The 14,928-nt window shown below is 41.5% G+C and carries 15 protein-coding genes and 3 tRNA genes; 17 read left to right on the top strand and 1 reads right to left on the bottom strand.

Features of this window, described 5'->3' with window-relative positions:
- Nucleotides 1-85: 85 nt before the first annotated feature.
- The 17 genes from C2869_RS20120 (at nucleotide 86) to C2869_RS20040 (ending at nucleotide 13,894) form a co-directional block, all read left to right on the top strand.
- Nucleotides 86-508, top strand: a complete 423-nt coding sequence (locus tag C2869_RS20120) for a YbgC/FadM family acyl-CoA thioesterase (RefSeq protein WP_108604617.1) — start codon at nucleotides 86-88, stop codon at nucleotides 506-508.
- Nucleotides 498-1,199, top strand: a complete 702-nt coding sequence (gene tolQ, locus C2869_RS20115; protein ID WP_108604616.1) for a protein TolQ — start codon at nucleotides 498-500, stop codon at nucleotides 1,197-1,199. The genes C2869_RS20120 and tolQ overlap by 11 nt, the downstream gene beginning before the upstream one ends.
- A gap of 5 nt (nucleotides 1,200-1,204) precedes the next feature.
- Complete coding sequence (gene tolR, locus C2869_RS20110) at nucleotides 1,205-1,630, top strand: protein TolR (RefSeq protein WP_108604615.1); 426 nt, start codon at nucleotides 1,205-1,207, stop codon at nucleotides 1,628-1,630.
- Between the two features lie 2 nt (nucleotides 1,631-1,632).
- Nucleotides 1,633-2,547, top strand: a complete 915-nt coding sequence (gene tolA, locus C2869_RS20105; RefSeq protein WP_108604614.1) for a cell envelope integrity protein TolA — start codon at nucleotides 1,633-1,635, stop codon at nucleotides 2,545-2,547.
- A gap of 31 nt (nucleotides 2,548-2,578) precedes the next feature.
- The gene (gene tolB / locus C2869_RS20100) at nucleotides 2,579-3,925 is read left to right on the top strand and encodes a Tol-Pal system beta propeller repeat protein TolB (protein ID WP_108604613.1); all 1,347 of its coding nucleotides are present in this window, start codon (nucleotides 2,579-2,581) and stop codon (nucleotides 3,923-3,925) included.
- A gap of 46 nt (nucleotides 3,926-3,971) precedes the next feature.
- The gene (pal, locus tag C2869_RS20095) at nucleotides 3,972-4,529 is read left to right on the top strand and encodes a peptidoglycan-associated lipoprotein Pal (protein ID WP_108604612.1); all 558 of its coding nucleotides are present in this window, start codon (nucleotides 3,972-3,974) and stop codon (nucleotides 4,527-4,529) included.
- A 6-nt stretch (nucleotides 4,530-4,535) separates the two neighbouring features.
- A complete protein-coding gene (ybgF, locus tag C2869_RS20090) occupies nucleotides 4,536-5,306 on the top strand; it encodes a tol-pal system protein YbgF (RefSeq protein ID WP_108604611.1) in 771 nt (256 codons plus the stop codon).
- Nucleotides 5,307-5,484: 178 nt separating this feature from the next.
- A tRNA-Lys gene (locus C2869_RS20085) sits at nucleotides 5,485-5,560 on the top strand.
- Between the two features lie 25 nt (nucleotides 5,561-5,585).
- Nucleotides 5,586-5,661: transfer RNA gene (locus tag C2869_RS20080), tRNA-Lys, on the top strand.
- 141 nt (nucleotides 5,662-5,802) lie between these two features.
- Nucleotides 5,803-6,864, top strand: a complete 1,062-nt coding sequence (gene nadA, locus C2869_RS20075) for a quinolinate synthase NadA (protein WP_108604610.1) — start codon at nucleotides 5,803-5,805, stop codon at nucleotides 6,862-6,864.
- Between the two features lie 147 nt (nucleotides 6,865-7,011).
- Nucleotides 7,012-7,102, top strand: a tRNA-Ser gene (locus C2869_RS20070).
- 175 nt (nucleotides 7,103-7,277) lie between these two features.
- Nucleotides 7,278-8,078 carry a phospholipase A gene (locus C2869_RS20065; protein ID WP_159084255.1) on the top strand — a complete coding sequence of 267 codons (801 nt, stop codon included), beginning with the start codon at nucleotides 7,278-7,280 and terminating at the stop codon, nucleotides 8,076-8,078.
- A 449-nt stretch (nucleotides 8,079-8,527) separates the two neighbouring features.
- Nucleotides 8,528-9,049, top strand: coding sequence for an RNA pyrophosphohydrolase (rppH, locus tag C2869_RS20060; RefSeq protein ID WP_108604608.1), 522 nt, complete (start codon nucleotides 8,528-8,530; stop codon nucleotides 9,047-9,049).
- The gene (ptsP, locus tag C2869_RS20055; protein WP_108604607.1) at nucleotides 9,046-11,316 is read left to right on the top strand and encodes a phosphoenolpyruvate--protein phosphotransferase; all 2,271 of its coding nucleotides are present in this window, start codon (nucleotides 9,046-9,048) and stop codon (nucleotides 11,314-11,316) included. The genes rppH and ptsP overlap by 4 nt, the downstream gene beginning before the upstream one ends.
- Before the next feature lie 13 nt (nucleotides 11,317-11,329).
- Complete coding sequence (locus tag C2869_RS20050; RefSeq protein ID WP_108604606.1) at nucleotides 11,330-12,136, top strand: sulfite exporter TauE/SafE family protein; 807 nt, start codon at nucleotides 11,330-11,332, stop codon at nucleotides 12,134-12,136.
- 94 nt (nucleotides 12,137-12,230) lie between these two features.
- Nucleotides 12,231-13,046, top strand: a complete 816-nt coding sequence (lgt, locus tag C2869_RS20045) for a prolipoprotein diacylglyceryl transferase (RefSeq protein WP_108604605.1) — start codon at nucleotides 12,231-12,233, stop codon at nucleotides 13,044-13,046.
- Nucleotides 13,043-13,894 carry a thymidylate synthase gene (locus C2869_RS20040; protein ID WP_108604604.1) on the top strand — a complete coding sequence of 284 codons (852 nt, stop codon included), beginning with the start codon at nucleotides 13,043-13,045 and terminating at the stop codon, nucleotides 13,892-13,894. Before lgt ends, C2869_RS20040 begins: the two co-directional genes overlap by 4 nt.
- Here the strand turns inward: C2869_RS20040 and C2869_RS20035 are convergent.
- The gene (locus tag C2869_RS20035) at nucleotides 13,891-14,841 is read right to left on the bottom strand and encodes a diguanylate cyclase domain-containing protein (RefSeq protein WP_108604603.1); all 951 of its coding nucleotides are present in this window, start codon (nucleotides 14,839-14,841) and stop codon (nucleotides 13,891-13,893) included. The two genes, C2869_RS20040 and C2869_RS20035, sit on opposite strands and share 4 nt — an antisense overlap.
- Between the last annotated feature and the right edge of the window lie 87 nt (nucleotides 14,842-14,928).

The raw sequence follows: 14,928 nt of genomic DNA, 5'->3' as shown, positions 1-14,928 counted from the left end.
TTTGGCATATTTTCGACCTAATAATAAATATAGCGTTAAGTAAAGCTTCATTCAGCATTATGCTGTAAGTGCTTAAGAGCAAAAAATGCCAAACCCCAGCTTTATTGATAACACCTATTTCTACTACTTACGTGTTTTTTACGAAGATACGGATGCCGGTGGGGTTGTTTATCATGCTAATTATTTGAAGTTTTATGAGCGAGCGCGCAGCGAGATGATGAATACCTTAGGTGTTCGTCAACAAGATCTTCTTGCTGAAAACTTTGCTTTTATTGTTAAATCTTTTAGCGTTGATAACATTCAGGCCGCTCGGTTCAATAGCGAGCTAGTGGTGAAGACTCGAATTAAAACACTCAAAAAAGCCAGCATTATATTTGAGCAATGGATTGAGTGTGATGAACAATTAATCAACCGAGCCGAAGTTTTGGTGGCAACCATTAATTTAGCTGAAATGAAGCCACTACGCATACCAGACTATATATACGAGGAATTACTACGTGTCTGCTGATATCACCTTTTGGGGATTATTTCTTGAAGCCAGCCTACTTGTACAAGGCGTCATGGTGTTACTACTTTTATTGTCATTAATTTCATGGACCATGATATTTCAGCGTAATGCGGCGTTAAGCAGTGCGAAAAGTAGTGCTAGCCAATTTGAAGATAAATTTTGGTCTGGTGTGGACCTAGCACGTTTGTATCAAGAGTTGAATTATGCAAATGCTAAGCAAAGTGGTTTAGAGTCTATTTTCAAAGCCGGCTTTAAAGAATTTGCCCGTATACGTAAAGGTAATGTCGGCTCTTCAGAAATGCTGATGGATGCGACTCATCGAGCGATGCGAGTGTCCCTTTCTCGAGAAGTGGAAAAGCTAGAAACTCATTTACCATTTTTAGCCACTGTTGGTTCAATTAGTCCATATATTGGTTTATTTGGTACCGTCTGGGGGATAATGAATTCATTTATTGCGTTAGGTGAAGTTAAGCAAGCTACATTGAATATGGTTGCTCCAGGTATTGCAGAAGCGTTAATTGCGACCGCAATGGGCTTGTTTGCTGCTATTCCAGCCGTTGTTGCATATAACCGTTTTTCAAACTCAGTCGAAAAAATTGAAACGAGTTATTATAACTTTATGGAAGAGTTTTCCGCTATTTTGCAACGTCAAGCGCTGGCTGGAAAAGATGAAAAAGCAGGGGAGCACTAGTTTTAATGCATCCTCAGCAAAAAATACGACGTAGACCAGTCGCTGAGATTAACGTTGTGCCGTATATCGACGTTATGCTGGTTTTACTGATTATCTTTATGGTAACTGCTCCTTTTATTACACAAGGGGTTAATGTTAGTTTGCCACAGGCGCAAGCGAACCCGTTAGCTGAAGATACCAAAACACCCATTATTGCTTCAGTGACTATCGATTACGAATATTTCGTCACGGTAGGTAGTGAAAAACAAGGGCCATTAACACCTACAGAGCTTGCTTCTATTGTTGCCGCTTACATGATAGAAGAGCCAGAAAGCCCTGTTATGGTCGAAGGAGATGGACGAGTTGATTACAACACGGTTGTACAAATGATGGTGCTTTTGCAAAAGTCTGGTGTGCCATCAGTTGGTTTAATGACGGATAATCCGGAGTAAGTATGCAGAATTATATTTTGTCATTCTTTTCTTCGTTTGGCGTTCATATTGTTATTGGTGTTGTTTTATTATTTAGTTTTGAGATTGCGCCACCGGCCGTTAAGCAAATTGAGGCGGAAGGTGAACTCAGCAAAGTTGATGAAAAAGGCGCGTTAAAACCCGATATAGTTAAAGCGGTTTCTGTGAATAAAGCAGAGATGGAAAAGCAGATTAAGCGGATCCAAGCTCAAAAAGAAGCAAAGCAGCAGGCTGAAGAAAACCGTATTAGAGATTTAGAGCGCCGAGCGCAAAAAGCGCAAAATCAAATTAATAAAAACCAGAAAAAAATTAAAGATTTAGACCAGCAGAAAAAACAAGCGGAAGCCGAAGCGAAAGCCGCTAAAGAGCGTCAAGTCAAGGAGTCGGCTCGAGCAAAAGAGTTTAAGAAGGCGGCAGAAGCAGAACAAGCCGCAAAGCAGAGAGCTGAAAAAGAAGCGGCAGAAGCCAAGAAGCGTGCTGAAGAAGCTAAGAAAAAAGCCGAGCAAGAAGCGGCTGAACGCAAACGTAAAGAACAGGAAGCAGCAGAAAAAGCTGAAATTGAACGTTTTATGGCGGAGCAATTAGCGGCCGAGCAAGCTGCGTTGAAAAAAGCAAAACGTTCACAAATTTTGACTGAAAAGCAAAAGTACGAAAGATTAATTCATGATTCAATTAAAGCTAATCTTATTTCGGATGAAATTTACAAAGGTAAATCTTGTAAGTTGAACATACGCTTAGCGCCTAGTGGTTTTGTTATCGGTGTGCGTAAATTAGGTGGTTTCGAGCTGCTATGTAAAGCGGCGGAGCGAGCTGTTATTCAAACTGAAACGGTTCCTGTATCGAAAGATCCTGATGTTTTTGTTGAAATTAAAGATATCGACATTACTTTTGCCCTTTAACTGAAAAGTAAAAATAAAAAATAGAGTAACTATGAAGCGAATTATTACAGCCTTGAGTTTTTTGTGTGTGGTGTGTTTTCAGGCTCAGGCTAAGCTAGAAATTTTGATTACAGAAGGGGTTGAAAGCACTCGACCTATCGCGGTTATCCCATTCAAATACGAGGGTACGACAGAACTGCCCATGGATATTGCTGAAATTATCGCATCAGACATGGCTCGTAGTGGAAAATTTCACCCATTCCCCCAGATCAACATGCCACAAAAGCCTCATCTGGAAGCTGACGTCGATTATCAAGCTTGGTTAGATGCCGGGGTTGAAACTATCTTGATAGGGGAAGTTAAACAAACCGTGCTGGACCAATTTCAAGTACATTACACCTTGATAGATATTGTGCGTGGTCAAATTACAGGCACCAACTCCCGCATGTTAAGTGAAGGTGAACTCATTGAAACTAATGATCACATTTTATACGAAGCAGATGTTACGGCTGATTTAAGTCGTTTCCGTCAATTAGCCCATCATATCTCAGATAATGTGTTTGAAACATTAACGGGTATTCCTGGCGCATTTAAAACCCGTATTGCTTACGTGAAAGTGAGTGACTATAACGCAGAGCGCCCTTATAAATTAATGGTTGCTGATTACGATGGATTTGGTGAACGCGAATTAATTTCAAGCTCTGAACCTTTAATGTCACCTAGCTGGTCGCCAGATGCGACAAAATTAGCTTATGTAACGTTTGAAAATGCTCAGGCTCAAATATATATACAAGATTTGTATAGTACAGATCGTGACATGATCGCTTCTTTCCCCGGAATTAATGGTGCGCCACAGTGGTCACCGGATGGCACAAAAATGGCTATGGTGTTATCTAAAGATGGTGATCCTGAAATTTACGTAATGGATTTATTGTCTCGTAAACTATCGCGTATTACTAAACATAGAGCGATAGATACAGAGCCAAGTTGGTCTCCTGATGGAAAGAAACTTATTTTTACATCAGAACGGGGTGGTAAACCTCAGCTATATAGCGTAAATTTAGACACAAAGCGTGTTAAACGCTTGACATTCACTGGTGAAATGAACCTTGGGGGCTCATTTTCGCCAAACGGGCAGGAGCTTATATTAGTTAACCGCACGCGTGGTAACTATCATATAGGGCGTTTAGATGTGGGTTCAGGAGCGTTACAAGTGCTAACTAAAACCTATTTGGACGAATCTCCCAGTATAGCCCCTAATGGATCCATGGTGATCTACAGTACATTACATGATGGTGATCAGGTACTGGCATTGGTGTCAGTGGATGGTCGCTTTAAAGCTCGCCTACCATTAGGCGTAGGACAGTATAAATCACCAGCATGGTCACCCATGCTGTAACAATAAAAATTCAAACATTTGCTAAGAAAAGATAAAGGAAAATAAGATGCAGCCTTCAAAAACTTTAAAAGCGCTGGCGCTAGCTTTACCCATTTTGACTTTAACTGCTTGTGGTACAACAGGTGAAGATGCTGACAGTTCAGCCGCGACTAACAAAGCTGGTTCAGCTGCTGCTCAAGCAACTGACGGCACTGCTGGTGGTGCAAACGCAGTTTTATCCCCAGCGCAACGCGCAGCTAAATTAAAAGAAGAGAAAAGAAAGCAACAAGCTAAATTACGTCAAAGCACAACAATCAATTTTGAATTTGACCAAGCTCGTATTGGCGGTTCATATTTTGAAATGTTAGAAGCTCACGCAATTTATCTAAGCGAAAATAGCGGTGTAAAAGTCCGTGTTGAAGGTCATGCCGATGAGCGTGGTACACCTGAATACAACATCGCATTAGGTGAGCGTCGTGCTAAAGCGGTTGCTCGTCATTTAGAAAACTTAGGTGTTTCATCTTCACAGATCTCTGTAGTGAGCTATGGTGAAGAGAAACCTTTAGATCGTTCTCGTACTGAATCAGCTTTCGCAGCTAACCGACGTGCGGTACTAGTCTACTAATAGACCATGACAAAAAAACATCTTTATTTAGCACTAATTGGCGCGGCAACGTTTACAGTTGCAACGCCTTTTAGCTTTGCTAACAATACATTGAATGAGATCGATCAGCGAGTTAGTAAGCTTGAGCGTAATTTTGAAGCACGTAGTCGTGCGCAAATTAAGCTAGCTCAAGAAATTGACAACCTGCAAACTGAAATTAGCCAATTACGTGGAATTTCAGAAGAGCATGGGTATAAGCTGGGTCAAATTTTGCAGCGCCAACGTGATTTATATCAGGAGATGGAATCTCGTATTTCGTCTGTGGTAGAAAAAATAGAGTCAGCTGAACCAACCTTAACGCCATCGCCGATAGCGCCTACGGCGACTGTTACGCCAACAACCGACGTTACCTTATCGACAGATCTGTCTGAGAATGACGCGTACGAGCGAGCGGTTAATTTGGTATTAAAGGACAAGCTATACGATAAGGCGATCCCTGAATTTCGTAAATTTATTGGTGCTTTTCCTAGTTCAACCTATTTACCGAACGCACATTATTGGTTGGGGCAACTTTTATACAACAAAGGTGAAATTGCAGATGCTGCACAACATTTTACCACTGTAATTGAGCATTTCCCTGAATCTAATAAGCGTTGTGATGCTACATTAAAGTTAGGTATGGTTGCGCAAAAACAAAACGAAACTGACAAAGCGCGAAATTTTTATCAGCAAGTCCAAACTGATTGCGCGACAACGAGTGCTGCGCGGATTGCTAAAAATCGTATAGCATCACTGTAATTATTACTGATTTGTAAATATTCTCTTGGCTTTTTGTATAAATAAGAGTGTTTTTTAATCACTTTTAAGAAAAGCATAAAAAAATTGAAATAGTTGTTGCACTGCCAATCTAAATCAGTATTATACGCCTCCGTTGCCACGGGGGCTTAAGCAAAACCTTGGTAAACATTTGAAGAATGGGTCATTAGCTCAGTTGGTAGAGCAGTTGACTTTTAATCAATTGGTCGCTGGTTCGAATCCAGCATGACCCACCACTCTTCAAAAAATCCAATATTAAGTGGGTCATTAGCTCAGTTGGTAGAGCAGTTGACTTTTAATCAATTGGTCGCTGGTTCGAATCCAGCATGACCCACCACTTTCTAAAACACTCCGCACAAATTTATAACGTCTTCTTTTTTATTTAACTCAGTGTTTTTCTAACTTGGTTGCTGTATAATTCGCGCCCGATTTACGGATGAAGTACACCACGGTCAGAATATAACTAGGTATTATTCAAATGAGCATTATTGATTTTAGTAACTCAGCTTATCCTTTTCCTCCTAAGCCAAAGCCATTAACGGATTTGGAGAAGCAAGAATACAAAACGCGTATTAAACAGCTATTGGCTGAAAAAGACGCCGTGTTAATCGCTCATTATTATACCGACCCTGAAATTCAAGCATTAGCCGAAGAAACCGGTGGTTGTGTATCAGACTCATTAGAAATGGCACGCTTTGGTCGCGACCATGCCGCTAAGAATCTAATTATCGCTGGTGTACGCTTTATGGGCGAGACAGCTAAAATTCTTAGCCCAGAAAAGCGTGTATTTATGCCAACCCTAGAAGCAACTTGTTCGCTTGACGTAGGCTGCCCTGAGAAAGAATTTACCGAGTTTTGTGACCAACACCCTGATCACACGGTTGTCGTTTATGCTAATACATCAGCAGCCGTTAAAGCTCGGGCTGACTGGGTAGTCACATCGAGTATTGCCCTTGAAATTGTTGAGCACTTAGATGCTGAAGGCCACAAAATCTTATGGGGACCAGACAAGCATTTAGGCCGTTATATTGAAAAGCAAACAGGCGCAGATATGCTTAAATGGAATGGTGCTTGTATTGTTCATGATGAATTTAAGCATCAAGCTTTGGTAAAATTAAAGCAAGATAATCCTGATGCCGCTATTTTGGTTCATCCTGAGTCGCCGGATGAGATTGTCGAGTTAGCAGATGTGGTTGGCTCAACCAGCCAACTGATCCGCGCTAGTCAAGTAATGGATAATAAAAAGTTTGTTGTAGCTACTGACAAAGGCATTTTTTATAAAATGCAGCAATTGTCGCCAGAAAAAGAGTTTATTGAAGCTCCAACAGGTGGCCAAGGCGCAACGTGTCGTACATGTGCACATTGCCCTTGGATGGCAATGAACGGCTTAGACGCAATTGAGAACGCTTTAACAGCCACAGATGCTAGTCAGCACGAAGTCTTTGTTGATCCAGAGCTTCGTAAGCAAGCTTTAGTATCATTAGATCGCATGCTCGACTTTGCTTCAACTTTAAATATGAAGCTTAAAGGCAACGCTTAATCTCGGTTTAAAGTTGGCCTTATGATAGGCGATGAATTATTCGCCTATCAAACCAATAAAGCTTATTTAGTGCTTGCTTAGGGGGCAAGATTTCCCTAACATAGCGCGACCTCGAAAGAGGACATATTTACAGGACGTAAATACCACGGTGAGATGGCTGAGCTGGCTGAAGGCGCACGACTGGAACTCGTGTAAGGGTTAACGCCCTTCGAGGGTTCAAATCCCTCTCTCACCGCCACTTTATCCCTCCGCAAATTCATAAAATAATCCATATATTTCAAATTCTTACAAAAAATTGGAAAGTTCACATTCGCTTTGGAATTTCAATTGGGAACTTTTTGGGACCTTAACATGTGTGTTTAGCAACATTGTGTTTATAATATTGTCCAGATAAAACAATAAGGACAGACGCAGTGTTTAGGAACTATAAATGTGGTTTAGCTATTGTGTTGGCTCTAATATCAAACTTGAGTTTGGCAGAGGTTAAAGTTAAGGCTAAAAGCAATGTTGAGCATCACAAAGGGACTTACATCTTACCTTTCTCTTACAATTCAGAACTAAAGGATTCAGTTAATCAGTCGGTTGAAACTGAATTTCAGTTTTCATTGAAATATCAAGCAATGAAAAACCCATTGTGTAATGTTTTTGACTATTGTCAGGCTCATAAACTGTTTGTTGCCTATAGCCAGCGTAATTATTGGCAAACCTACAACCGTCAAGAGTCGACTTATTTTCGTGAAACCGTGCACAGCCCTGAAGCATTCATCCGTTTTGTCGATACAGGCTTGTTTGAAAAGTATGGCTTGTACCAAATCGATGTTGGCTTTATCCATAAATCCACAGGACAAAAGCCACCAACGTCTCGTAACCTAAACCGCTTTTTTAGTGAGTTTTATTGGGGAGAGGATGGTTCACAGTTTTCCCTTGCAACTTGGTATACGTTTGATCAGCAAGGTGCCAGAGAAAAATACGATCGCAATATGGGGGTCATTGAGCTTGGCTATGAATATTTTAATACTCACTCTCGTATTGAAACTAAGTTGAGTACAACATTGCGTGATTATAACGGTGCGTTAAGAGTGGGTTATTCCTATAATTTAAATAATACCATGGCGTTATATGTTCAATATAATGGTGGCTATGGCGACTCTATGATTGAATTTGGGCGCAAGGCAAATCGTTTAGGTATCGGCGTACGCCTTAAAGATTGGTAATTTTGCAATTTATAGTCTTCTCGCTCAGATTTTATGGTTCATTGTCTGCGCTTACTCTCGACTTTGGCTCCTGCGTCGTTCTAACACCTAAATCCATTTAGGCGGCCCCAATCACATAATAGAGCATATGCTCATGGGGTCTCGAAGCTTGACGGCTTTGCTTACATGGATGTAAGTACTTAGCGTGAGCAGGATGCGGAAGCTGCCCCTAAAACCCGATCGCTTTGACTATATTATTTCAATTTGAGATTGTAACAGAGCTCGCATTTATCGGTTTTACGGCGGTTTTGTGGCCCTGTTATCTGCATTTATCAAGCTCGTTGTAGGCTTTTGCTTAAACAACAAACAAACTTCCATAAATACCTGATTTTTTAGCATAAGTCATTTGCGCATGTTGCAAGTTTGTGAAAAAATCAAACGACTTCCAGATTTTGTAATGTGAGACAAATGTGATTGATGCCGAAGGTTATCGAGCTAACGTCGGTATAGTCATTTGCAATCGATATGGTCAAGTCTTCTGGGCGAAACGGTTAGGGCAGCATTCATGGCAATTCCCTCAAGGTGGGGTTGATGAAGGTGAGTCACTAGAACAAACGATGTACCGTGAGCTTTATGAAGAGGTCGGGTTACGCAAAGAAGATGTTGAAATTCTTTGTTATACCCGCAACTGGTATCGTTACCGTTTACCAAAACGGTTAATTCGTAAAGATTCTAAGCCTGTCTGTATTGGTCAAAAGCAGCGTTGGTATTTGTTGCGTTTGAAATGTAAAGAAAAAGACGTAGATCTTGCACGGTCTTCTCATCCTGAGTTTGATGATTGGCGGTGGGTGAGTTATTGGTATCCAGTTCGACAGGTTGTATCGTTTAAGCGAGATGTGTACCGAAAAGTGCTAAAAGAGTTCGCATCTGTGGCTATGCCTTTCCATAAAAGAAAAGATAATAGAAAGCGCCGGAGAAACCCGCGTAAATGATCACTACGCTAAAGCGCATTGTAGAAGAGTTTGCGCAACAACAAGTATTAGAGAGAGCATTAACCGATGTCGTGTCAAAAGTGAAAGACGCGATGTCGACCGAGTGCTGCTCTTTGTACCTTGCTGACCACGAAAAGCAACATTACATATTAATGGCTACTGATGGTTTGTCAGTTAATGCCGTTGGTCGTTTAGCCATTAACTTTAACCAAGGTTTGGTTGGTTTGGTTGGGCAGCGAGAAGAGCCGGTTAACGTAGCGAATGCTCATACCCATCCTAGGTTCCTATTTGCCCCGCAAGTTGAAGAAGATAAGTTTAATGCTTTTTTAGGTGTGCCGATTATTCACCAGAGAAAAGTATTAGGGGTGATCTCAGTTCAGCAAACAGATTCTCGAGTATTTGCTGAAGACGAAGAGGCTTTTTTATTTACATTAGCGGCGCAATTAGCGGCAGCTATTGCTCATGCTGGTGTTAAAAGTCAAATTGAGTCGCTTTCTGGCTCTGGCAGTAAATATGTTAACCAACATATTTTAGGTGTACCCGGTGCGCCAGGCATTGCACTTGGTTGTGCTTTTGTTTCACAGCCTTCGATTAGTTTTAGCTCTGTCTTACCTCGGCGTACCAAAAATGCGGCTAAAGAGGCTGTTAAATTTCAGCAAGCAATCAAAGTTACGCGTAAAGAGCTCGGTGAATTATCAGAGCGAATGACGGCTATGTTACCGTCGGAAGCGTCAGCTATTTTCGATGTTTATAATCACCTATTGAGTGACGCAAGCTTAGGCGAACAAGTTAATGAGCATATCCATTCGGGATGGAGTGCGGCATCTTCTTTAAAGTTTGTCATCGAAAAAACCATTCGTGAATTTGCCGCCATTGAAGACGATTACATTCGTGAACGCATGACTGATATTCGAGATATTGGGCAACGGGTGCTGGTTAACCTGATGCAAAAAGATATCGCGAAGCGTAAAGTGCCTGATAACTTAATTTTGGTTGCTGAAGAAGTCACGGCGAGTATGTTAGCTGAGATACCTCGCGAAAAAATAAAAGGCATATGTTCGCGTAAAGGTTCGTCTAACTCACATGCCAGTATTTTAGCGAGTGCTTTGGGTATTCCAGCCGTGATGGGCTTGGAAGATCTGCCTATTAGCTCGATTGATGGCATGGCACTGATTATCGATGGATACAGCGGCAATATTTATATTAATGCTGATGATTCTATCGAGCGAGAGTATCGTCGCTTACAAAGCGAGGAGCTAGAGTTAAATGATAAGGTTAGAGAGCTCGCCGCCGATCAAGCGGTGACTAAAGACGGCAAGGTGATTGCTCTGCATATCAACACTGGGCTAGCGGCAGACTTTGATGTAGCTAAAGGCTTAGCGGTTGATGGTATTGGCTTGTTTCGGACTGAAATTCCGTTCATGGTCCGTCAGCGCTTTCCTTCTGAATCTGAGCAGGTTGAGCTCTACCGCCACGTATTAGAAAGCTACCCAGATAAACCCGTTTGCATGCGAACGTTGGATGTAGGGGGCGACAAACCCCTACCTTACTTCCCGATAGAGGAAGACAACCCGTTTTTAGGTTGGCGTGGCATTCGCTTGACTCTTGATCATCCAGAGATCCACTTGATTCAAATGCGCGCTATGTTGCATGCGAGTCGTCACACCGGCAACTTGAGCATTTTATTGCCCATGGTTACCTCAATAAATGAAGTGGAAGAATCGCTACGGCTATTGAAGCAAGCGCATAGTGAACTATGTGAAGAATTAAGCTGTGAGATCCCTTGGCCTAAAGTCGGGGTGATGTTAGAGGTGCCGGCAGCCATTTATCAAATTGGCCAGTTATCGACATTGGTTGATTACTTTTCGATTGGTACCAATGATTTAACGCAATACTTGCTAGCGGTTGATCGTAACAATGCCAGAGTGGCGAGTTTGTACGATTATTATCACCCCGGTGTACTACAGGCATTGCACTTTGTGATCCAGCAGTGTCAATTGCATGGAACACCAGTAACAGTATGTGGTGAGATGGCCGGTGAGCCGATCGGCATATTATTATTATTAGCCATGGGGTGTAATAGCTTTAGCATGAGTGCCCAGAACTTGTTAAAAGCTAAGTGGATTTTAAAGCACATATCCAGTGACGATGCTTGCCAATTTTTAAAAGAAGTCGCAATTTTGTCAGAGCCTGCGCAGATCAGAGATGTTATTGTCAGTAAGCTTGAGCATGCTGGCTTAGGTGGATTTATTAGGGCGGGTAAATAAGCATTTTTACGTAATGGATTTTTATACACTTGCAATCATATTTTTAGTAACAGGTACTATTGCTGGCTTATTAGCGGGTTTTTTAGGTATTGGCGGCGGCTTAATTGTCGTGCCGTTACTCACTTTTGCTTTACCTTTGGCTAATGTGCCTGAGCATTATGTGATGACAATGGCAATAGGTACGTCACTGGCTACCATCATTTTTACAGCCATTTCTACCTTGGTTGCTCATCAAAAGCGCGCCAATATTATATGGCCTGCGGTATTTAGTATTTTTCCAGGTGTTATGTTGGGCAGCATGCTAGGTGCTGCGGTAGGCTCGCAAATGGCAGGGCAATCACTTATGGTTGTCTTTGGTACTTTTTGTGTCGGCTTGGGGTTATATACTAGTGTCGGTGAGCGCTGGTTTCAACCTGCATGGGACTATAACCAAAGTCGAAACTGGTTGTCGTTAGTTGGTTTTTTAATTGCAATTGCATCCGCTATTGTTGGGATTGGTGGCGGTACATTACTTGGTCCTTGGTTAGTTTGGTTAGGACTGGAAGCGCGTAAAGCCGTTGGTACATCTGCTGCTTGTGGGTTGTTTATCGCAATTTTCGGTGCAGCCAGCTACTTAATTACGGGATCTCAGCTTGATGATCTACCGCAATATTCGTTAGGACATATCTATCTTCCTGCTTTCTTCGGTATTATTGCCACCTCAATGTTAACAGCGCCTCTAGGGGCAAGAATGGCGAGTTATTTTTCAGCCAAAACGATTAAAATTTGCCTAACTATCGCCTTATTTGCCGCTGCTAGCAAAATGTTCTTAAGTGTGTAATGATGCGGCGCCAAAATTGGCGTTAATCATGACTTTGTTGTCACTGTAGTCCAAACCAAGACTATAACGTATTCAGAATTAAACAGGATTTTTTATGGCTGCCGAACCTTGGCAATTTCCGGCAATTGACCCGGTTATTTTCTCACTTGGCCCAGTGTCATTGCATTGGTATGGGCTTATGTATCTCATTGGCTTTGCTGGCGCGATGTATTTTGCTAATTCACGTGTGGGGCAGCATGACTGCTATTGGAATAAAGAGCAGATCAGTGATTTACTCTTTTATGGCTTTCTTGGGGTTATCTTAGGTGGGCGCATTGGTTATGTGTTCTTTTATCAGTTTGAACTGTTTTTAGAAAATCCGCTTTATTTATTTAAGATTTGGGAAGGTGGTATGTCTTTCCATGGTGGGTTTTTAGGGGTACTTGTCGCTTTTGCTTGGTTTGCAAAAAAATCCAATACTACTTTTTTACAAGTGGCGGACTTTATCGCGCCTATGGTGCCAATTGGCTTGGGTGCGGGACGTATTGGTAACTTTATTAATGCAGAACTGTGGGGAAGAACAACTGATGTGCCTTGGGCTATCGTTTTTCCTGGAGCAGGAGAGTTAGGTCGCCATCCATCTCAGCTATATGAGTTTTTCCTAGAAGGCTTGGTATTATTCTTATTCTTAAATTGGTTCCGTCAGTCACCACGTCCTGTTGGTGCAGTAGCCGGTTGTTTCTCGTTGGGCTATGGGGCATTTCGATTTATTGTTGAGTATTTCCGTGAACCTGATGCACATTTACAAGACTTTATGAATGGTTATATTACTATGGGGCAAGTATTGTCTTTACCTATGGTGATTTTAGGTTTGGTTATTTTAGTATGGGCTTATCGTCAACCCGTTAGACAAGGTGAAAAGCAAGCATGAGACAATATTTAGATTTATGTCAGCGGATTGTTGATGAAGGTCATTGGATCGAAAATAAGCGTACTGGTAAGCGCTGTTTAACGGTTGTTAATGCTGATCTTGAATATAATGTTGCTGAAAATGAGTTTCCATTGATCACGACTCGTAAGAGTTTTTGGAAAGCCGCTATTGCGGAGTTTATCGGTTACATTCGCGGTTACGATAATGCAGATGATTTTCGTAAGTTAGGCACAAAAACATGGGACGCTAATGCTAATTTAAATGATGCTTGGTTAGCTAATCCTCATCGTAAAGGTGAGGATGATATGGGACGCGTTTACGGCGTTCAGGGGCGTACGTGGGCTAAACCTGATGGTGGCCATGTCGATCAATTACGCAAAATTGTAGATAACTTAAAACAAGGTATTGATGATCGAGGAGAGATACTGTCCTTTTACAACCCTGGTGAATTTCATATGGGGTGCTTGCGTCCTTGTATGCATACACATACATTTTCTTTGTTAGGTGACACTTTATATTTAACCAGTTATCAGCGGTCTTGTGATGTGCCGTTAGGTCTTAACTTCAATCAAGTTCAAGTGTTTACCTTTTTAGCCTTGATGGCGCAAATCACCGGTAATAAGCCCGGAATGGCTTATCATAAAATTGTGAATGCACATATTTATGAAGACCAACTGGAATTGATGCGTGATGTGCAGCTTAAACGTGAACCTTTTCCATCTCCTAAATTAGAAATTAACCCAGATATAAAATCGCTAGAAGATTTAGAAACTTGGGTGACCATGGATGATTTCAAAGTGACTGGGTATCAACATCACGATCCAATCCAATACCCTTTTTCAGTTTAGATTGAATAATTACCATAAGCATAGCGGTTACGGCCGTTATGCTTAGCTTGGTATAAAAGGCGATCGGCAGCGTCAATCACTTCCAGCAACTGGCTGTTTGGACAAGGTTGGTGATTAACCGCTCCAATACTAATGGTTAAGTAAGGTTGAACAGGAGAGGTTTGGTGAGGGATGGCTAAATCGTTAACGGCTTGCTGACAAGTGGCTAATACGTCTTCGTTTAATATTTGAGTATTTTCGGGAAAATAAAAGTAAAACTCCTCGCCGCCACATCGGTAGATGCACCCATCATATTGATAAAGTGCACGTTTTACCGCATTGGATATCTTTCTTAAAACAATATCCCCTTTTACATGGCCATAAAAGTCGTTGTACTTTTTAAAGTGATCAACGTCGACCACGCCAATATTAATTTTTTGTTGGTTAATCATGGCGTTTTGCCAAACAGCATGACTATCAGTTTGCCATTTTCGCCGGTTAGGCAATTCAGTTAGGCTATCAAAGTTAGCAAATTTTTCGAGTAGCTTGCGCTGACGCACAATTTCAAGATGGGTATTAACGCGAGCAAATATTATCGAGTGACTGAAAGGCTTATGAATGTAATCACAGGCGCCTAATTTTAAGCCTTTAGCTTCGTCATCTTCACCGTGTAATCCGGTAATGAAAATAACGGGTATATGCGCTAAAGCATGAGAGGCTTTGATTTTTTTTATCAGTTCAAAGCCGTTTTCGTCGGGCATCACGACATCAAGTAAGATTAAATCAGGGATGATCTCTAAGGCTTTTTGATAACCTTGCTCGGCATTTTTTGTCAGTATTACCGTGTAATGGTCACGAAAAATGGATGATAAAACTTTTAAATTCGCACTTTCGTCATCAATACATAAGATCGTATGCGCTTTGTCACTAGTACGCCGTGGATTGAATTGATGACTGGAGCTGTCCATACACTTCCTAACTTAAATAACCCTATAAGTGATAGGGTATATTAAGTTAGCGTAAATTTAGCCTAAAATCTAGTCGTGTCTATTACA

Source organism: Saccharobesus litoralis (genome assembly GCF_003063625.1).
In the GTDB taxonomy this organism is placed as follows: Bacteria; Pseudomonadota; Gammaproteobacteria; order Enterobacterales; family Alteromonadaceae; genus Saccharobesus; species Saccharobesus litoralis.
The sequence above is the reverse complement of the archived record's forward strand: the minus strand, read 5'-3'. Positions and strand labels throughout refer to the sequence as shown.